We start from the raw sequence: 19,108 nt of genomic DNA on the forward strand, positions 1-19,108 counted from the left end.
CATCACTGTATTATTTACTAATCAGCGTCAGTAAATCTTCGGTTACATGCTTTAGTAGAGCATTATTATGCCGAGTTTCCACATTCAATCTAAGCAATGATTCCGTATTAGATTTTCGTAAATTAAATCGCCATTCCTCTAATTCAACAGATAGACCATCAATCTTTGTTATATTCCCCTTTGTTCTAAATTCTGCCTCAATTCGTTCTAACACCTCATCAGGATTTGCACTCTTTATATTTATTTCACCTGAAATAGGATAACGTCGAATTCTTTCTTTCATCATATCTGAAAACGACTTACCTTTAACTTTAGATAACAGGTTTAACACTAAAAGCCAGGGAATCATACCGCTATCACAATAGGAGAAATCCTTAAAATAATGGTGGGCACTCATTTCTCCTCCATAAACAGCATCTTCCTTACGCATTGTATCCTTGATAAATGCATGGCCACTTTTAGACATTATAGATATGCCACCATTCTTTTTTACTACTTCTTCAGTATTCCAAGTAAGACGTGGATCATAGATAATCCTTCCCCCCGGTTCTTTTTGTAAAAAAAACTCTGCTAAGAAGCCTACTAGATAGTAGCTTTCAATGAAATTACCATTTTCATCAAACATGAAGCATCGGTCAAAATCCCCATCCCAAGCTACTCCAACATCAGCTTGAGATGCCACTACTGCATTTGCCGTTGCATCTCGGTTTTCAACCAATAGTGGATTAGGAACACCATTAGGAAACCGCCCATCTGGTTTATGATGAATTTTCACAAATTCAAAAGGCAAATATTTCTCCATAACATCCAGAATTGGTCCAGCTGCGCCATTCCCCGAATTGATTACAACTTTAAAAGGTTTTATTTCTTTTATATCAACATATGATAGAATATACTTTACATATTCCTCTGTTATATCGATTTTTTTCACATTACCAACGGGTTCAGTCTTAGTTGGCAACTTTGCATCAAAAACCTGTGCTTTCAATTTCTTAAGACCTGTATCTCTTGAAATTGGCTGGGCATTTTGGCTCACAAGTTTCATACCATTATATTCCTTCGGATTATGGCTAGCAGTAACCATAATCCCTCCATCAAGCCCCAAATGTACCGTGGCAAAATAGATCATTTCTGTTCCACATTGCCCGATGTCAACTACATCACATCCCGATTCAGTCAAGCCTTTCATTAAAGCTGTTTTCAAAGCCGGCCCAGACAGTCTAATGTCGTTTCCTATTACAACTTTTTTCGCTTTAAACAAAATAGGAAAGAACCTACCAATACGATACGCTATTTCCTTATTAATTGTCTGCGGATAAATACCTCGTATATCATATTCACCAAAAGCATCTATGCAATAACTCATAAAATTATTCCTCACAACATCTACGATTATCTGTCAGCAAATCTTACAATGTCTTCTTCACTTATGTAAGTACCATTTTGGATTTCAATCAATTCCAAAGGAATTTTTCCTGGATTAGAAAGACGATGTTTTACAGTTTGAGGAATAAACACAGATTCTTCCTCATGAATGAACATATGTTCTTCCCCTCGTACCACCTCGGCTGTACCACATAATATCACCCAATGTTCTGTTCGATGGTAATGCATCTGCAACGACAACGATTTTCCAGGCATAATCCGAACTTTTTTCATACGATATCCTGGTCCTTGTCCAATTATAGAAGACGTCCCCCAAGCATGGAAAATAGTAGTATGTTCATCAGCTTCCTTTCGATGCATGCCTTTAAGCTTATCCACCACATTTTTTACCTTTTGAGATTCCCCTTTTTTAGCCACAACGATAACATCATCTGTTTCTACTAGTAATAAATCATCAAAACCAATACCAACAATCAGTCGATCGCGCCCCATAATCAGTGAATCTTTGCAATCAAGAGCCAAAACATCTCCCTTAACCGCATTGCCATTATCATCTTTTGGTAAAATATCATACATGGCATCCCAAGATCCAATATCATTCCAATAGCACGATAATTGTATCATGCACACATTCTTCGACTGTTCAAATACAGCATAATCAATAGAAATATCTGGCAAGCTGGCAAAATCATACAACATATCATCATAACCCTTTTCCATTTGTTGTGCAATTTGCGGCTGATAGGACATCATCTCATGATAAATCGTAGGCAATGAAAATGCAAACATCCCAGAATTCCAAAAATAATTTCCAGACGACATATACTTTTGGGCTGTAGCAAAATCAGGTTTCTCTTTAAATGAAACAACTTCTAATATATTATTAAAAGCCTTCACAGTTTCTATGTAACCATAACCTGTTTCAGGTCGTTCAGCTGGAATTCCAAAAGTAACCAATTTCCCAGCCATTGCCATATTTTCAGCATTACGAACACAACTCTGAAACTTATTTATCGGTCGAATCACATGATCTGCAGCGGCCACTAGCAAAACTTCATTTTCATCACAATTAAGCTTTGTTCTACAGAAAGCTGCCCCCAAGGCAATCGCAGGTGCTGTATTTCGCGACACGGGTTCCAATAAAATATGCACTGCTTCCGCCTTACACTCGCTAAGCTCATTTTGCACATGATAAAGATATTTCTGATTCGTAATGATAATAATGTCTTCTGCTGACACAAAAGACATAAATCGCAAAACTGTATGGCTTAGCAACGAACTATCATCCTCTAACTTCAGAAACTGTTTTGGATATGACTGGCGTGATAGCGGAAACAGCCGTGAGCCACCACCACCTGCTAAAATTATGACTTTCAAAATTTAATCGTCCCTTCTCATTTACAAAATCAAATTATTATTTGGCAGCATCATAAGCAAACGTCTACTTGCAAGTAAAAAGCAAAAAACATATCATCAAAAACATCATCACACTAAAGGCTTTTAATCATCTAATTTATTCAACAACCTTAACATAACCACATTACCATCTTTATTATATACTACAAATTTTAAAATAAAAAAAATCAGATTATAATTTCCTTCATTTTTTTCATTAAATCTACGTACTTGCGTATATTTATTCGCAAGCATATACCACCCTTTATCAGACAACAATTTTGCTGCATTATTATAGCCATTAGGGCACTTTCTGAATCTGCCCTCACTTTTTCTAATAATCCGTTTATTTTTTTGTGCTTTCCCGATACCAAGCTTATACAAAAGGTCATATATCGCATGTTCTTCAGTATCTTCTGCCACGCTTTCCCTTTGTTCAGGAAAAAGCCAACAGCCTACCCACGTCTCTGTGCATATATAAGGTATACATGGTGCTATATCATCACGTTTTTCTCCGATCCAATCCAGCAGGATCTTCTCTAGTTTTACGCATACTTCATCGTAGCTTTCTTTAATTTTTCCACAAGGAAGATTATCAATTACAGGATTCAATTCTCCAATATCACCGTATTTTGCATAAGCAATATCTGCATCTACATGAACAACGATACAGTCAAATTTTCCACCAGCGCCTTCCGCTATTTGTAGTTTATCATGTAAGTTCTTACATACACGATAAACTCCGCCCCAACCAAAACTTTCATCTTTCTTTTGCATAGACAATTCCTGTGGTGTAGGTGATATCGGAACAAATAAGAATACTTTATCCGGGAAAGCATTCTTAATGATAGCTTGTATAACACTTATATCTGTAGGGCCTTCAGCGATTATACCAATTCTATATTTAGACATTCGGTACGCCCCCTATATACCCGTCCACCCACATCTGGCTTAATGGCATATGGTTTTTCTGTGATATTTCCACTAATTCTTTTGTTAAATTGATACGCCTAACATCTGTCAATCCATCAGAATCTCTATCTACAACGAACAAAGCCACCCGATTATCCGTTAAATCTAAACTATCTAAGACCACTGGATTATGTGCTGTACAAAGAATCTGTTTTTCAGGAATTAGTTCCCAAAACCACGTTTGTAATAACCCCATGATTCTCCTTATTAATCTAGGATTTAACGCAGAATCAATATTATCAACCGAAAACACCTTTGGTCCTTTGGGAGACAATGATAACACCAACAGGAATATGACGTAAAGTATTCCCTCACTTGCATCTGTAGCCGTCAACTTATTGTAATTTTTTTCATATAGGCATCACGGAAAACAATTGTCCGTTTTGTCCGCGGCAATGATGGAGATATTATTCTCGAATCCTGTGTCGATGTCCCCATGCCATCTACCCAATCAAACAGGGATATCACATTATCTATTGCCTCATCAATACGATCATCATCTTCTGCTAAATCTAACAGTTCCCTCAGCCCTTCTGACAATCCACCTCCAGACAACCCCACTGGGACTCTGGATTGCATATCTGGCATCATTCCTCTTAATGCCGGGGTGTTTGGTGTATAAAGTCCATACGATCGTAAATCCGACAAGAATTCCAACACATGCGGCTCTATAGTCTCTGAGGCTAACACAGCAGGTATACCACCTATATCTGATGATATATTGCTATTTTCTCCACGATGATATATATCTGTTCCATTACTCCAAACTTTTTCCGTCTTAAAGTTCCATTTTGGCAAAGGATTATCTAGCGGATTCAGGAGGGAAACATTATATCTACACCTTGCATTCTCAACTAAAAAAGAAATATGCGGCGATGTCTCATATCGTTCATTGGATGTTTTATATAATCTTGGCACACCGGGCCTGATACCACGCCTCATTAAAGATTCATCATCTACAGCACCGTAGCTGGCTGCCGAAACCACTCCCAACGCCTCTAATATATTTGTTTTGCCTACACCGTTTGCTCCAATAAAAATATTGAGATTACTCAATTCCAACGTTACATTGCGCAATGATTTAAACAAATCTATTGAAAACTTTTCAATCATAACTAAGCCCTCACGAAATTTGTTATATAAAAGTCACTTCAGCATCCTCATCAGCCAGGCGCAGAATTGGAATTGTTCTTTGATGTCCTCTGCCACAGGCTTCAATGGCGTATTGATGAACTGGCTCAATTCTTTTGCCTGAGCAGGTTTATCCTCGTTGAGAATCATGACATTCTCGGCACAATAGAAGGGATATTTTTTTACTTCCTCACTGGTGGTGATGAGTTTTTTGCCGAAGAACAGTGCTTCATAAGGTCGCTGGGTTATTCCGGTCTGTCCATTGGAGACCAGCTCCAGAATAGCTTTGCTCTGCTGCATATGCCGGATGTATTCCGGATAGGACATATAATCCGTGGTTTGCGCAAGCTCCGCCTTGGTATAGCGGCGGCCATGCCGTTTGCGGACCAGACGCAGATCATGGTTAAGGCCGGCTTCTCCAAAAAGTTCCCGCAAGCTGGCTAATTTGGCTAATCGGTCACCTTTTTCTTCCCCCAGGAAAAATACATCTGTCTTCTCCTGTCTTGCCTCCATTTTATCATATTCAGCAAAATCATAGGGTGAAAAGATGTAAAAATAAGGGGAAAATTCCAAGCCATAATCAGCAGCGATTTTACGGTCACAAGTATAAAAATGAATAGGTAAATCCCGATAATGAGACGGGTCACGTTTGCTGCCCGGCTTTATGGGCGAGTCGTAGAATACGCACAGCCGGCAATGAGGATTATGGGCCAGAATATACTCGAATACATCACGCCCACGAATTTCATCAATGATGATAACGGTATCATATTCAGCCACATGATCCCGCCAGGCACCATACCAATGGGACGGATTCAGTTTTTTTATGCCCTGCAGCCACTGGGGCGCGTGAAAGGACGCATTCATCCAGCGTTTTTCCCTTCTGGGCAAGCCCTCCTGATAAATGCGGTCAGCGGTGACAAAAGGATAGTTTGCCAGCCAAGCCTGTTTGGGCTGCACAGGCCAGCCCAACACCAATATATGGTGGTCTGCTAATTTTTCCATGTCGATTTCTCTCTTTAAAGGATTTTTATTTTCCGGCGCCGTATCATATAGCGCAGCAGCAGGCTGCGCCGCAGGTCAAGACAGTGATAAACTTTTTTCAATACCTTGCGGGAAATGCAATCATATTCCATATCATCACGAATACAATGATAATAGGCCTTGGCCCACATATGCTGTAATTTCCTGACCATGCCGGAACGTTTCAGGATTTCCTGCTTGGAGGCATATTCATGCAAGCGCCGGAGCACCTCGATTTTGTCCCGCTTTTCCCGGGCCAGATTGCGCTGGTCCCGAACAATACTGTTCGGATTGCTGTAGTAGCAATAAAAAGGTTCGTTGATGATGATGCATTTGCGGCTGAAATACAGGTAGAAAAAGGATGCATAATCATCTTCATGATAAATGCGGGAAGGATATTCCACCTTTTTCGCCAAATCCTGCCGGTAAACCGTATTCCAGGCCACTGTCCAGGGGGATTCCTTGGCGTAGTAGCGGCAAAGATTTTCTTTCCCGGTAATTTCCTGATAAGCCGCCCCTGGGAACAGGGTTTGAGAATATTCTTCCTGATCATTAGCTTCGCAATACCCGCTCTTCACCATATCCGCGTCCGGATGTGCCAGAGCCTCGGCCATCAACCTGCTATACATATCCGGCTTCACCCAGTCATCACTGTCCACAAAGGCAATATAGCCGCCGACAGCGGCCTTTACCCCGGTATTCCTGGCGGCCCCTAACCCGCCATTTTCCTGATGAATGGCACGGATCTGCGGATACTTAGCCGCATACTCATCACACATCCGTCCAGAGGAATCCTTCGCTCCATCATCCACCAGAATGATTTCAATATTTTTATAGGCCTGATTGAGCAGGGACTGCACACAACGGTCTAAATATTTTTCCACGTTATAGACAGGAACAACTAAGGATAGCAGTTCTTGATTCTCCAATTCCATCTCTCCGTCCATCTTATTTCCGCAATTTTTTTATATTGTCCGCAATGGCGGCATCAATCTCATCCAACAGGGCATAGCGCTTGCGGTAGTTGGCCCGCTTGCGGGTGGGCACTTCTTCCATGCTTTTGCGATATTCCGTCATAGGCAGTTCATAGAAGCGCTTGTCTTCGCAGGGCGTGCCACCGGATTCTGCCCAGAAATCACTGAAACTTGTCTTGAGCTTGCGATCCCGGCGAATGTGATTCATGGCATAATAGCCGTAATTGGTCACGGCATAAATATGCTTCAGTCCCAATGCCTTGGCTGTTTCCTGTGTGGCATGGAGGATGAAATTCTTCGTCCGGTAAGCGTGACAGCGTTTCGTGATCTGTTTGATGATATCCCGAGCGTCCTCCATATTGGGGCCCTGCATGGCACCGATCCATAAAGACCAATCCCCACTCTTATCCGGGGCGATCCAGAACATCATCTGGTAAAGATCTCCCTTTCCGTCAGCTGAAAGGATCAGGGACAACAGCCCTTCCTTGCGCTGACCGGGATGGAAGAACAGGCGCAGCCGCAATTTTTCCCCTTCGTCAGCAGATTCCCAAAGCAGCTGTTCCCGACAGGAATAGAGGTCAACAACCTCCTGTGGCTTCAACTGCTCAATCAGATAGGTCATATGCTGTTCCACCAGCTCCGCCCGTTCAGCAAACGTAGATTTATTGTAAAAGAATGCCCGGGTAGGCTGTTCATAGACAAAAGGATATACATCGGCAATCTTCGCCAAAAGCTCATTGCTGGCAAAGAATTTTTCCAAGCGCTTCATGCGCTGGGGATGTAACAGGCATCTTGCTCGGAATACGACATAGCGGTGATATTCCCGCGGATTTTCCAGATTATATATTTTCTTGCCGATCTCAGTATAATTCAACATTACTTCTCCTCTTCATTGCCCAAAATCCCTTGCCAAAAATCCGCAATCCGCAACCGCCATAACTGGCGGCTGATAGAACGACCCCTGCGACGTTTATCCATGCGGGGCATGACTTCATCACGGAATGCCGTTTCCCGGAAATAGCGGTAATACGCAGCATTGAAGGAGGGAATTTCCCGATATTCCCAGGGCTTGTAACCACCAGCATAATGCAGGATGGCGATATGACGGCGCGCTGCGAGCGCCTTTTGGCGAAACGACTTTTTGCGCAGGATTTTCAGGAACATATTCCAGATAGGCGGAATCACATTCCAACGCAACGGCAGTTCCACCCATTTGCCATAAAAGACTTTGTTCAACGCATCCTGATCATGGTGCTGGTAATCTTCCTGATGGGCCAGATCCAAGACAGCCTGGCCATAACCGCACCTGCGCCAGGCTGCCACGTCCACCAGCAGCACCCCGGAATTGAAGTACGAGTCTGCAGGCCGCAGCGACAAGGTCTGTTGTTTGCGGGGCCAGTCCTTATGGGAGGCCATGATCCCATAATCAGGCACAGCCGCCAGCGGCTGTCCTGCCATATTGAAGGTCCAAAGCTCAGCAATATCCCCCAACACCAGTAAATCGCAATCCAGATAGATGGCCTTCGTTACCTCCGGCGGCAACAGTTCTGCCATCTTCAGCCGAAAATAGGCCGTACGGCTCAGCTGCCCACTGACAAAGAAATCGGCAAAGGGTGCATCATCCACAGGAATAAAGTATACCTCCGCATTGCGGTCTGCAAAACTTGCCTGCGCCTTTTCCTGATTGGCCGAAGCGATATTGTCAGCCAGCACAAAGAAACGCAGCTTGTTTTCCTCACTGGTATTGCACCGAATCGACATCATGGCCACAACAGCATGCTGTATGTAGTTGTCATCACTGGCAAAGACGATATTGATTTCCTGATTTTCCGCCATATTCAGCTCCTGTCACGCAATCGATAGATGTTCTGCAGCTTCAGATACTTGGTCAAAGCATAGGCCATAGCCATAAAGGACATAACAAAGCCCAGGAACCCATCGAGGAATCCCTTTTTCAGGATATATGCTTTGACGAAAGCGCCCCCCGCATGTCCGATAATCCCCAAGCTGCTGGTTCTTTTCCCCCGCTGTGCCAGTTCCTCAGCTGCCAGCGTCGTATACCGGTTGAACTTGGTAAAATACTGCTGCCAGCTGGTGTAAGTATAATGCCGCAAAACATCCGTAAGTCTCTCCTGCGGCAGATCCGTCTGTACGCCCTCATGCACCACGCCCTGCCATTTCACCGCCGTACGGGGAAAGAGTCTGGCAACATAATCCGGGCGATGCACACCATAATTCATCAACTGCCCGAACACGATATTTTTCCGCTCCACCTTATAGGTCTTTTGGGCATTCTGCGCCACAATCTGCCGGATTTTCTCCCGCCCCTGCGGCGTGATTCGTTCATCTGCATCCAGGTAAAATACCCAATCCGCTGTCGTCTGTGTCAGGGCAAAGTTGCGCTGGCCCGCAAATCCCTCCTCATCCATGGGATGGCTGACAAACTTCGCGCCTTGTTTTTCAGCTAGTTCCTGCGTCCTATCTGTGCTTCCGGAATCCACCAGCACAATCTCATCGGCAAAAGCCGCACTTTCCATAGCTTCCCCTATATTGGCTTCTTCATTCCTTGTCAGAATGATCACTGCTAATTTTGACATATTTTTTCTATTCTCCTATGAGCCTAAAGCACTAAGTTTAATTATACTACATAACAAACAAAAAATCCGCACGATTCGTGCGGATTTCAAAATTTACAGCAAGCTGCCACCAAAGTAAACCAGTGCTCCCAACAGCAGGATAAATGGCAGATAAACCTTCATCGACAGCGCCAGCAATTGGCTTTCACTGCCTTTTCCTGCCACACCGATAGCCGCTACGCCAATGGCAATACTCTGCGGAGCAATGAGCTTGCCCGCGCAGGCGCCCGTAGCATTAGCCGCCGCAATCCAAATCTGCGTGTCCAGCGGTGCGCCAATGGCAATGGCCGCATCCATCTGCAATTTCCCCAGCAGGATGCAGGTACTGGTAGCCGAGCCCGTGATGAAGCCGCCCACCGAGCCGATGAAGGCGGCAATAGCCGGATACATCATGCCCGTAGCCGCCACAGTATGGTCAGCAATGGTAGTGGTCATGCCACTATAGCCCATGACCTTTGCCGTGGCGATGATCGAAATGATCGTGACGAATGTCGGCCGCAAGCTGACCAGAGTCTTGCGCAGGACATCCAGCATATCACTCAGGGAGTTTTTCTGAATGAACCCGCTGACAAAGGTGGCAAAAAGAATCACCATCCCCGGCGTAGCAATCCAATGGAAGGTATAAGGCATGCCGCCTTCGCCCCGGTAAATCAGCACCGACGTCCGCACCTGCGAAATCGAATCGTAGATGGTCGGCACTAACTTGCTGGTCAGCAACAGCAGAATGAAGATCAGGACAAAAGGCAGCCACGCCATAAACGCCTGCCGCTGTGTCACGGTTGGAATTTCCGCCTTTTGCAATACATAGGCAGGATTATCCTGCGGGAAGAATCTCACCGTCCCGATAATGGCGCCCATCGTACAAATAGCACCGGCCACCCCCGCCAGTTCCGGCCCCAGGAAGTAGGATACTGCCAATTGAGCCAGCACATAGCTAAGCCCCGCCGCCGTACACACAGGCACCATGCCCCTGATGGCCTGGAATCCGCCCCCGGCGATGATCACCATCAGGAAAGGACAGAATAAACCTAACAAACTGATCTGCAACGCCACATAAGTAGCCAGCTGTGCCGAATCCGTCCCCATGATTCCCGACAATGTCACCAGCGGAATGCCAATGGAACCATAGGCCGAAGGCACGAAATTGGCCACTAAGCACACGGCCACAGCGCTGACTGGATTTATCCCCATCCCGGCCAGCATGCTGGCCGGGATAGCCACCGCCGTACCAAAGCCAGCCATGCCCTCCAAAAAACCACCGAAGCCAAAAGCAATCAAAAGGATGAGTACCCGATAATCACTGCTGACCGAATTCAGCATAGCCTTGATGATTTCCATGCCACCGGTATGCACAGACAGATGATACGTATAAATCGTAGCTGTAATGATCAAGAGAATGGGCCAACAGGCCAATGCCGTCCCTTCTAAGACAGCACTACCCATGTAATCGAGAGGCATACCAAAATAAGCCACACTGGCAAACAGGGACAGGAGCAACGCCACAGGACACGCTTTCCAAGCCGCCATCTTCAGCCCTGACAAGGCAACAATCAGCCACAAGATGGGAAGGACGGCAAAAAACAACAAGGTCACGCGACTCACCTCTTCATCTTATTCAACTTTTTCATGCGAACTTCTATAACTGTTAGTTCGTCACAGCATGAGTCAATTCCTGTTTTGGAATCAATAATTCCGGATGTTTGACCAGATAACCACTGAATTCACATAAGGCCGCTCTCTCCTCCGCAAACGCGAAGGCTTCTTCCTCCGGCAGCAGTTTGGCCGAAACCTGCAGGGACTGTTGCTTCCGGCTGCTATAGTTACCGACCACTTCCGGGGTCAGCCAGCAATAAGGCGTAACCACCCGGTCAACCGGATTGGTCAGGGACGGCAGCAACGCATGGTATTCATGACCAGCAGGTGCGATAAGTTCCAGCAGGGTAGGCAATATCTGCAGATGCCCACCAATGGTATTGCCAGCCAGCATATCCGCGGTCAGCTCCCGATGATGCATGGCAAAGGAGGTCAGCAAATATTCGCGCATGGACGGCTCCTCCCGCTCCGTCACACCATATTGATAAGGGATAAGCCCCGTGGTATGGTCACCTGTGACAATAAACAACGCATCCGGATATTGCCTGCGCATGTCTTCCACAAATCTGCACAAGGCCTGATCCGCATACCAGATTCCCTGCATCTTGCGCCGCATGGTCTTGTCCTGCCTCAAGGCCACAGGCGCCTCTGGCATGATCCGCTCCAGATCAGCACCATATTCATCATAAGGCATGTTATAAGGCCCATGATTGGAAGTCGTATAAATGAAATGGAAGTCATAGCGCTCATCCGGCGATTGCTTGATCCGCTGTGCCACTTCTGCTAAAAACAGATGGTCATAGACGCCCAGCCAGGTGCGCGGTGCATCATCCGCACAGATATCCGGCCCCCCATGATACTCCGCAAAGCCAGTCGCCGGTACAAAATGGGTCAGACTGCCCCAATTAAGGCCTCCACCGTACCAAAAGGCGGTATGATAGCCCAATCGTTCCAATTGATAAGCCATGGAAAGGGGCGTAGTCCCGCGCCAAAAGGCCAGATTTTCGTTCAGCTCCAAATCGGCATCATAGACCCCAGCCAAAATGCTGGCCAGCGACGGTGCTGAAATCATGCCACCAGAAAGGAAGTTATCGAGCACCAGGGTATGCGGGTCCTGGCGCAGTTTCTTGCTCCCCTCCATGAGATTAAGCTTGTCATACAACGGATCAAATGGCGCCTGCCCATGACTCTCCCCAAAGAGCAGGAAGATCTTCCGCGGCTTCGTTATCCTGGCCCCTGCAGCCCGCCGCTTGAAAGTATCCCAGGGCTGCTGCCAATCCTGTACTGGAAAAACTTTCTCCATGATGGCCTGTGCTTCTTCATCGCTGTGCTCCAGCGTATCACTGTAATGCAGATGCCAGGCCGTCTTCAATGCCACCAAGGCATCCATGGTCATCTTACCCAGGAAAGCATCCTGCTTGACATCAGCCGGTACCTCATCCCATTCCGGTTTATTCCGGTGTTCCAGCGTGCCGCCATAACGCAGCCAGTAAAAGAACACCACGGACAAGACAAAGACCAGACCATTCAATGCATATTGCAGATAGGCATTTTCCAACGAGACATAGGGAAGCTTCGGCAGCTGACACAGAAGGTATGCGCCCCCCGCACAGACGAGACCATAAGGAATGAAGCCCGCCAATATCCAGCCGCCGCCATTCTGATTGAAAAAGATGTCCGCCAGGTTTTTCTTATCCGCATTCCTTCCCAGACGCACCGTAGCATTGTATACGTCATGGAAGTGATAATAAAACAGCATATTCCCCCAGGAAGCAAGGTATATCGCCGTTGCATACAGAAGGAACATGGCCGTACGAACCTCCCCGCCCCAGGCATGATAGGCAGGAAAAAAACAAGACGGCAGCGACACCAGCACCAGACCTGCCAAAAAGACATAGGCGTTGAGATCCATCCCCCACCAGAAACCATAGCGGAAACACCCCCAAAGCCGCCGCCAATCCCGGCGGGAAGCCGCTGGCGCAAATTTCCAGATGAATAACCCCCGGAACAACGCACAAAGCAGAGACACCCATAGCGTCAACAATAAATCACTCTGTATCCCTTCAAAAAATCTAGCAAACAATAACATACATCTCCCTGTCCCCTAAAAATCCAATCGTATTACAGGGTGATTATACACTAAATACCTGCCAGATTCTACTTTATTCTCACACTATCGCAAGCCAATCCTCCTGAACGGCAAAAAGAGCTGTGAAAAACGCTTCCCGCAGCCCCCTGAAATGGTGGCGCGTTCATACTCGTTTCACAGCTCCAGAAAAATTTCCCCTTATTTAGTTTTCGTCTGCTGTGCGCATATCACGCCCAACATAGCGTCCAGCAAAGAAGCAAATTCCCTTGCGAATGCGCAACATGCATTATCCTAATGTTTTCACCGACGTATCTATCGCTTTTATCCGCTCCAACAGGCTGCCCTTTACATAGCGAATGCCTGTAAGTCCTGCCCGTTGGGCGCATTCCATATCCCTGTCGCTGTCTCCTACGAAATAAGATTGTGACCGGTCAATATGGAATCTTTTGCAAGCTTCATCGATCATGCCGGTATCCGGCTTGCGGCAGGTACAGACTTTCCGATAGGCTGGCAGCGGTCCCTGAGGATGATGCGGACAGTAGTAAAGAGCATCCAGATGGGCGCCGATTTTCGCCAGATCCTGATTCATCCAGTCGTAGATTATCTTCACGTCTTCTTCTGGATAATAGCCTCTGGCCACACCGCTCTGATTGGTAGCCAGAATCGCCAGATACCCCCGGTCATTGACATATTTGATGGCCTCCCTGGCATCCTCGATCCAGATGAAATCCTCCGTACGATGCAGGTACTCCGTATCAACATTAAGCGTACCGTCCCGGTCAAAGAAAACTGCCTTTGCTTTATTCGTTGTAGTCAAAGTATCCACCTTTGTCCAGGAAATCTACATATTCCTTCACCGCATCTTCCATTTCGTAGAAGCCTTCATTGTAGCCGGAAGCCAGCAGATTGGTGTCATCTGCTTCGGTGTAGTTCTGATACTTGCCCTTGAGCACCTCGGGGAACTCCCGATAGGTTATTTCACCCTTGCCCATAGCAGCAATCACCGCATTCGCAACCTCATTGTACGTATGGGCATGACCTGTGCCGCAGTTATAGATGCCGCTCTGGCCTTTGTTCTCCCAGAACCAGAGATTGACCTTGACCACATCCTTTACGTAGACAAAGTCCCGGCGCTGCTCGCCGTCCTTGACCGGCTGACCGTCAATCTCGCCCCAGCCCTGGAACAGGCGAACCTTGCCCGTTTCGTTTATCTGATTGTAAAGCTGATAGAAGATTGAAGCCATCTTGCCCTTATGATGTTCCTGCGGGCCATAGACATTGAAATACTTCAGCCCTACAATCTGGCTGCGAGCCTCCGGCATCACCTGACGCACATAGCGGTCAAAGGCCAACTTGGAAAAAGCATAGGGATTCAGTGCATCCTCGCACTCATCCCCTTCCCGGAAACCATTCCTGCCGCTGCCATAGGTGGACGCCGAAGACGCATAGAGGAACGGGATGCGATGCTGCAGGCAGAAATGCAGCAGGGACTTGGAATACTCATAGTTCACCCGCATCATGTAATTCACATCATATTCCATCGTATCCGAGCAGGCGCCCTCATGGAATACGGCATCGATATCCGTGCCATCAAAATCATCATTTTCGATACTCTGCAGGAAATCGTCCTTATGCTGATAGTCGATGAACTTCAGGCCACGCAGATTCTTGTAATTCTGCCCGTCCTTGAGGTCATCCACCACCAGGATATCCGTGCGGCCACGGCGATTGAGTTCCTTGACAATATTGCTGCCGATAAATCCGGCACCACCAGTTACGATAATCATGAAAACAGCCTCCCTTTATTTCAAGACATCCAACAATTCTTCTTTGCTTACAGCATAAGTGCCCAGCTTTGCCACTACCACGCTGGCAGCGAGATTGGCCATGCAGGCACTCACTTCCGGCTCCAGGCCTCCGGCCAGCCCAAGCGCAAACACGCCGATCACTGTGTCACCGGCGCCGGATACATCAAACACTTCCTGCGCCTTGGTCGGAATATGCTGGGCACTGTCTTTCATGATCAGCGACATGCCGAATTCCGAACGGGTAGCCAATACCTGTTTGATGCCGAACTTATCCATCACGAAACGGGCCGCGTCCTCAATCGCCTCATCCTGGTTCTTGATTTTTTTTGGCAGAACAGCATTCAGCTCTTTGAAGTTCGGCGTGATGTAATCTGCCCCGCGGTATTTCTCCCAATCCGTGCCCTTAGGATCTACCAGCACGGGCACGCCCTGCGCATTGGCCGCCTGAATGATCATCTGGCAGGTTTCTGCCGTACAGGCTCCCTTGCCATAATCTGAGATGATTATGGCATCCACGCCTTCACCTAAGCGGGCCGTCACAAAATTATGAAGCCGGTCAGCAAACGCCCCAGTAACATCTTCAGCTTCCTCAAAATCCAGACGAAGCATCTGCTGATGGCCGCCAATCACTCTCAGCTTCGTAGTCGTAGGACGGTCTGTGGTGATAAGCCCCTTATAATCAATGCCTCGGGCCGTGAATTTATCCGTCAGGCTCTGGCAGTGGTAATCATCTCCCACAAACCCGGCAATGCCAATCTGGCATTCCAGCCGCACCAGATTGTGCGCTACATTAGCTGCTCCGCCCAGGGTTTCCTTCTGGCCGGTCACATGCGTAACCGGCACCGGGGCTTCCGGGGAAATACGCGTCACTTCCCCATAGTAATACTTGTCCAGCATCACATCCCCCACCACCAGCAGACGGCAGTCTCCAGTCTTATGGGCGATGAAATCATACATGATTTTCTTATCCATATGTCAGAATTCTCCCTTGGTCAGTTCAATCACACGGCATTGGTAATTCCCCGTATGCAAAGGCAATTTATACGCGGGCTGCCCTTGATATTCCGCCAGCAGATCCTCAACAAAATGCATGACTACCGGGACAGGGATTTTTTTCATGCAGGCCAGATTCTCCGCACCTTCCCGCGGACACTTATGGATGCCGCAAGGATGACATTTTTCCGGTGATTTCAGGAGCACGGAACGTCCATCATAAGGATAGAATCCCGGCACCGGTGAGGCACCGAACATGGTGATCACTGGCAGGTTCATGGCCACGCCGATGTGCATGGGGCCGGAATCCGTAGTCAGCATCAACGAACAATGGCGGAGCAGTCCAGCCAGCACGGCCAGGCTGACCTGCCCGGTAAAAATATGCAGGCAGGAGCTGTCCTTGTGGACCATCTGTCCGATGCATTTCTCCACGATGCTCTTATCCATCGGGCCGCCAAAAAAAGCAATCTTATACCCCTGCTCGACCAAGCGATCGGCGCACTCAGCAAAATAACGATCCAGCCACCGCTTCGTTTCCCAGCTGGCACCGATATTGAAGGCGATGACCTTGTCCTCAGGCGCGAAGTGCTCCTGCCACAAGCGGTCTGCCTTTTGCTGGTTTTCCTCGCTCAAGACCATTTCCAAGCCGCCATCAAAGGGCTCGATGCCCAACGTTTCCCGCAGCACCTGCAGATGCGCATGTACCTGATGTTCCCATCCCGGAACATATTTATGAGGCGGAAACATTCCCAGCGGTCCCCAGCCCACATGATGGGCGATGGATGGATTCTGCAAGGTCTGGTCAAAGAACAGGGCAAAGAGCGGTTTGCTGTAGCCCACGATTTTTTTTGCCCCGCTGAAAGCCGCCACTGCCGAGGCACGCTCATTGCGATGAAGGTTGATCACCAAATCGAATTTCTCCGCCCGCACCTTGCCAATGAAACACCACAAGGAACGCCAGCCCTTGTCGGCGCCCTTCTTATCCATAAACAGGCACCGATCCACATGGGGATTGCACTCCACTAAGTCCCGCCAGCGGGTATCTGCCAGCAAGGTGAGCCGTGCCTGTGGGTATGCCTTGCGCAACGCACCCAGCACCGGGGTTGTCAGCATCAGATCACCAATCTGCATCAGATTGATGACCAATATATTTTGATACACCGTCATTTCTCCTCTTTGTCTGCATGCATGATCAGCCACCAGCCCCAGGTACGCACCTGCTGCAAGAAAGGCAGCAATTTATCCTGTTCGGCTGCGCTGTCCACCGTCTCCGTCTCAGCCAGACCTTCAATCTTATCCGTGCCAACCTGCCCCATCGCTTTATCCGTCACATAAAAATCGCGATTGAATGCGGCAGGCCATTGCCCCAGCGGCGGTACTAATGATTTGTAGACAAATCCCTGCGGTGCAATCATTTCCACCAGCGTGGGCATGATACCGATATGACCACCTACGGCCTCTGCCGGCAGCATGTCCTTTCTTACACCGGCACCATGGATGACCAGAGGCACACTCTGAAATTCAAACATGGTGGGATGGGCACCGGGATTGCTGCGCACAGCATGGTCGCCTGTGATTACGAAAAGGCTGTCCGGATATTCCGCTTCCGTCTGCCGGACAAATTCCGTGACGACCTTGTCCATGTAATAATAATGGCCCAGTTCCACCGCCAGATTATGCGGGTCGGACTCATCAGGGATCAGTTCCCGTACCTTTGCTTCCACGGCATCCACATCAAAACCTTCTGCCGCCAGATCCACATTATAGGGCGGATGATTCGAAGTGGTCATGATCAAATGTACGGTGGGTTCTTCCTCTGTCAGATGATTTGCCAGTGCCTGAAACAGATTTCTGTCGTTGGTGCCCCAGGTATTGGTTTTCTCTGCTTTGTAATCAGGATAGCCATAAAAGGCATCAAAGCCCTGTGCCAAAGCCAGCCGTCCGATATTATCCCAATTAGGCGTACCGCCATACCAGAAATCCACCTTGTACCCCAGTTCATGGAAGGGCTGTGCCAACGCGGTGGGATAGATTTCCTTGAAGCTGCGGGGCTGATAATTGACCCGCACATTGACCTCAGGAAGCCCTGTGATCATGCCGGTGATAGCCACGGATGTGAAATCTCCATTAGGCATGAAATGGGACGTATAGTAAGAATTATCCGCAGCCACCAGGCTCTTGAGGCCATCAGCGCAATGCAGATCTGCATACTTATCCAACAGCGGCCACTGTGCCCAGGTTTCCCCCAGCACGATGAAGATATGACGCGGTTTGGCAATGCTGGCACCAGCAGCCTTGCGGGTCAGATCCTGGTCCAGCTGCGCAGCTGTCAACGTCCCGGCCCGTTCTTTGTCTACACCAAAAATATCGCCCGCTCGCATGCGTTTTTCCTGATTGATTGCCCGATACATGGCCTGCACATCATCCAGGATGCATTCATTCAGGAAATCATCTCCCGTGACCGCTGCATTTTCCCAATTCACACCGGTAGCATAGGAAACACCGCCACCGAAACGGCATACCAGGATGAAGGCAGCAGTCACCAGCAAGGATACCAATGCCGCCGTTTTGGGGCGCTGTCCGCCAGAAACCGTTATGAGCGGCAAAGCCAGCAGCTTTTTCAGCCCCCAGCTCCAAATCGCAGCCAGCAGCAATGCCACCAGCAGGCCCGGCAGCAGATGATATTCATGGATCATCATGCCCAGGACTGCGGCCCGGTCATCATGCCACCCCTGAAAAACCTGCAACCCATAGGTCATACGGAATTCTTCATAATAAGGGAAGCGGGCCAGAAACAGCACCGTCAGGATAAAGGAGCCCAACGCCCCAATCCCCCAGCGTAGTCTTGCCCCGTTGAACCTGGTAAAGACCAGTCCCGGCAAAGTCACCAGCACAAAACTCAACAGAGCAAAGCCGCCTGCACTTTTCAAAGACAAGCGCAAACCAGTGAAATTCGCCAGCAAAATATCGGCCCATCCAGCATCCGCGCTCATGGCACCCGCATATTTGGCCATGAACAGCAGGCGATAGACCGCCATCATAACCAACAGGAACAAAAACAGCCGCAGATCCAGCTGACAGTTTTTCCAATAAGCCTGCAAACGCATC

At 47.9% G+C, this 19,108-nt stretch carries 17 protein-coding genes; all 17 read right to left on the reverse strand.

The genetic code is table 11. From position 1 onward, the window contains the following. Positions 1–10 precede the first annotated feature (10 nt). Positions 11–1,366 (reverse strand): phosphohexomutase domain-containing protein, encoded by a 1,356-nt coding sequence (locus BUB68_RS05320; protein WP_073088740.1) that lies wholly within the window; start codon positions 1,364–1,366, stop codon positions 11–13. A gap of 26 nt (positions 1,367–1,392) precedes the next feature. Beyond that, positions 1,393–2,763 (reverse strand): mannose-1-phosphate guanylyltransferase/mannose-6-phosphate isomerase, encoded by a 1,371-nt coding sequence (locus tag BUB68_RS05325; RefSeq protein ID WP_073088743.1) that lies wholly within the window; start codon positions 2,761–2,763, stop codon positions 1,393–1,395. A gap of 123 nt (positions 2,764–2,886) precedes the next feature. After that, on the reverse strand, positions 2,887–3,693 hold the full coding sequence (locus BUB68_RS05330) for a hypothetical protein (protein ID WP_073088746.1): 807 nt from the start codon (positions 3,691–3,693) through the stop codon (positions 2,887–2,889). Beyond that, positions 3,686–4,087, reverse strand: a complete 402-nt coding sequence (locus tag BUB68_RS14835; RefSeq protein ID WP_081371864.1) for an AAA family ATPase — start codon at positions 4,085–4,087, stop codon at positions 3,686–3,688. Before BUB68_RS14835 ends, BUB68_RS05330 begins: the two co-directional genes overlap by 8 nt. Further along, positions 4,084–4,866 (reverse strand): AAA family ATPase, encoded by a 783-nt coding sequence (locus tag BUB68_RS05335; protein ID WP_081371865.1) that lies wholly within the window; start codon positions 4,864–4,866, stop codon positions 4,084–4,086. The genes BUB68_RS14835 and BUB68_RS05335 overlap by 4 nt, the downstream gene beginning before the upstream one ends. Positions 4,867–4,899: 33 nt before the next feature. Further along, positions 4,900–5,889, reverse strand: coding sequence for a WaaS/CpsH family glycosyltransferase (locus BUB68_RS05340; protein ID WP_073088748.1), 990 nt, complete (start codon positions 5,887–5,889; stop codon positions 4,900–4,902). Between the two features lie 14 nt (positions 5,890–5,903). Further along, on the reverse strand, positions 5,904–6,842 hold the full coding sequence (locus tag BUB68_RS05345) for a glycosyltransferase (RefSeq protein WP_218587677.1): 939 nt from the start codon (positions 6,840–6,842) through the stop codon (positions 5,904–5,906). Between the two features lie 13 nt (positions 6,843–6,855). Beyond that, complete coding sequence (locus BUB68_RS05350; protein WP_073088753.1) at positions 6,856–7,758, reverse strand: VirK/YbjX family protein; 903 nt, start codon at positions 7,756–7,758, stop codon at positions 6,856–6,858. After that, complete coding sequence (locus BUB68_RS05355; protein WP_073088756.1) at positions 7,758–8,717, reverse strand: glycosyltransferase family 8 protein; 960 nt, start codon at positions 8,715–8,717, stop codon at positions 7,758–7,760. Before BUB68_RS05355 ends, BUB68_RS05350 begins: the two co-directional genes overlap by 1 nt. A gap of 2 nt (positions 8,718–8,719) precedes the next feature. After that, positions 8,720–9,478, reverse strand: coding sequence for a glycosyltransferase family 2 protein (locus BUB68_RS05360; protein WP_073088758.1), 759 nt, complete (start codon positions 9,476–9,478; stop codon positions 8,720–8,722). A 93-nt stretch (positions 9,479–9,571) separates the two neighbouring features. After that, positions 9,572–11,110: an L-lactate permease gene (locus BUB68_RS05365; RefSeq protein WP_073088761.1), complete on the reverse strand. Its 1,539-nt coding sequence runs from the start codon at positions 11,108–11,110 to the stop codon at positions 9,572–9,574. Positions 11,111–11,162: 52 nt separating this feature from the next. Further along, positions 11,163–13,193 carry an LTA synthase family protein gene (locus BUB68_RS05370; protein WP_073088832.1) on the reverse strand — a complete coding sequence of 677 codons (2,031 nt, stop codon included), beginning with the start codon at positions 13,191–13,193 and terminating at the stop codon, positions 11,163–11,165. 292 nt (positions 13,194–13,485) lie between these two features. Beyond that, on the reverse strand, positions 13,486–14,016 hold the full coding sequence (locus tag BUB68_RS05375) for a D-glycero-alpha-D-manno-heptose-1,7-bisphosphate 7-phosphatase (RefSeq protein ID WP_073088763.1): 531 nt from the start codon (positions 14,014–14,016) through the stop codon (positions 13,486–13,488). Next, positions 14,000–14,986, reverse strand: a complete 987-nt coding sequence (rfaD, locus tag BUB68_RS05380; protein WP_073088765.1) for an ADP-glyceromanno-heptose 6-epimerase — start codon at positions 14,984–14,986, stop codon at positions 14,000–14,002. Before rfaD ends, BUB68_RS05375 begins: the two co-directional genes overlap by 17 nt. 15 nt (positions 14,987–15,001) lie before the next feature. Next, positions 15,002–15,979, reverse strand: a complete 978-nt coding sequence (rfaE1, locus tag BUB68_RS05385; RefSeq protein ID WP_073088768.1) for a D-glycero-beta-D-manno-heptose-7-phosphate kinase — start codon at positions 15,977–15,979, stop codon at positions 15,002–15,004. 3 nt (positions 15,980–15,982) lie between these two features. After that, positions 15,983–17,167, reverse strand: a complete 1,185-nt coding sequence (locus BUB68_RS05390; RefSeq protein WP_073088770.1) for a glycosyltransferase family 9 protein — start codon at positions 17,165–17,167, stop codon at positions 15,983–15,985. Beyond that, entirely contained in the window at positions 17,164–19,107 is a 1,944-nt protein-coding gene (locus tag BUB68_RS05395; protein WP_073088772.1) for an LTA synthase family protein, read from the reverse strand. Before BUB68_RS05395 ends, BUB68_RS05390 begins: the two co-directional genes overlap by 4 nt. Position 19,108 lies beyond the last annotated feature (1 nt).

The sequence above is a fragment of the Pseudoselenomonas ruminantium genome (assembly GCF_900142515.1).
GTDB lineage: Bacteria > Bacillota > Negativicutes > Selenomonadales > Selenomonadaceae > Selenomonas_A > Selenomonas_A ruminantium_D.

What these genes read in the sequence shown, in the direction of transcription:
- BUB68_RS05390 (WP_073088770.1), bottom strand. Translation starts at nt 17,167, where the DNA reads ATGACGGTGTATCAAAATATATTGGTCATCAATCTGATGCAGATTGGT.
- BUB68_RS05360 (WP_073088758.1), bottom strand. Translation starts at nt 9,478, where the DNA reads ATGTCAAAATTAGCAGTGATCATTCTGACAAGGAATGAAGAAGCCAAT.
- rfaE1 (WP_073088768.1), bottom strand. Translation starts at nt 15,979, where the DNA reads ATGGATAAGAAAATCATGTATGATTTCATCGCCCATAAGACTGGAGAC.
- BUB68_RS05340 (WP_073088748.1), bottom strand. Translation starts at nt 5,889, where the DNA reads ATGGAAAAATTAGCAGACCACCATATATTGGTGTTGGGCTGGCCTGTG.
- rfaD (WP_073088765.1), bottom strand. Translation starts at nt 14,986, where the DNA reads ATGATTATCGTAACTGGTGGTGCCGGATTTATCGGCAGCAATATTGTC.
- BUB68_RS05320 (WP_073088740.1), bottom strand. Translation starts at nt 1,366, where the DNA reads ATGAGTTATTGCATAGATGCTTTTGGTGAATATGATATACGAGGTATT.
- BUB68_RS05345 (WP_218587677.1), bottom strand. Translation starts at nt 6,842, where the DNA reads ATGGAATTGGAGAATCAAGAACTGCTATCCTTAGTTGTTCCTGTCTAT.
- BUB68_RS05350 (WP_073088753.1), bottom strand. Translation starts at nt 7,758, where the DNA reads ATGTTGAATTATACTGAGATCGGCAAGAAAATATATAATCTGGAAAAT.
- BUB68_RS05395 (WP_073088772.1), bottom strand. Translation starts at nt 19,107, where the DNA reads ATGCGTTTGCAGGCTTATTGGAAAAACTGTCAGCTGGATCTGCGGCTG.
- BUB68_RS05335 (WP_081371865.1), bottom strand. Translation starts at nt 4,866, where the DNA reads ATGATTGAAAAGTTTTCAATAGATTTGTTTAAATCATTGCGCAATGTA.
- BUB68_RS05355 (WP_073088756.1), bottom strand. Translation starts at nt 8,717, where the DNA reads ATGGCGGAAAATCAGGAAATCAATATCGTCTTTGCCAGTGATGACAAC.
- BUB68_RS05330 (WP_073088746.1), bottom strand. Translation starts at nt 3,693, where the DNA reads ATGTCTAAATATAGAATTGGTATAATCGCTGAAGGCCCTACAGATATA.